Consider the following 554-nt stretch of genomic DNA (forward strand, 5'->3'; position numbering starts at 1 on the left):
AACGCTTCTCGGTATCCTTCACGTTTTTTCAGAATCGTAATCCAACTCAATCCTGCTTGCGCACCTTCCAACGTAATAAATTCGAACAACACTTTGTCGTCATACACCGGAACGCCCCACTCTGCATCGTGATATTCGCGCTCTAGAGGGTGGTTCATCGCCCACGCGCACGTTTTGTCTTCTGTCATTTTTCGTCCTTATAAAAAGCGCCTCTAACTCACCAGCTAAAGGCGCTGAACTTTACATCGTTACTTTACATTAAGCCTATTTCGGCACCGACACTTTATGGAACAGACGATACAACACTGGCACGACAATAAGTGTCAGGATGGTGGCAAAACCTAAACCAAACATAATCGTTACCGCCATCGGTTTAAAGAAGATATCAGGTAGAAGAGGAATCATACCCAAAATGGTGGTGATCGCTGCCATACACACTGGGCGAACACGACTGACTGCCGCATCAACCACAGCGTCATATGCCTCTTTCCCCGACTTCATCTCAATTTCAATTTGGTCGAGCAGAACAATGCCGTTTTTAAGTACCATACCGG

At 46.0% G+C, this 554-nt stretch carries 2 protein-coding genes; both read right to left on the reverse strand.

Features of this window, described 5'->3' with window-relative positions:
* The coding region (locus R8O10_RS26915; protein WP_318192186.1) for a DNA-3-methyladenine glycosylase I at positions 1 to 188 on the reverse strand (188 nt) is incomplete at its 3' end.
* 76 nt (positions 189 to 264) lie between these two features.
* Positions 265 to 554: efflux RND transporter permease subunit (locus R8O10_RS26920; protein ID WP_318192187.1), on the reverse strand; the 290-nt coding region annotated here is incomplete at its 5' end.

This window comes from Vibrio sp. 1727, assembly GCF_033344415.1.
Classification (GTDB): Bacteria; Pseudomonadota; Gammaproteobacteria; order Enterobacterales; family Vibrionaceae; genus Vibrio; species Vibrio alginolyticus.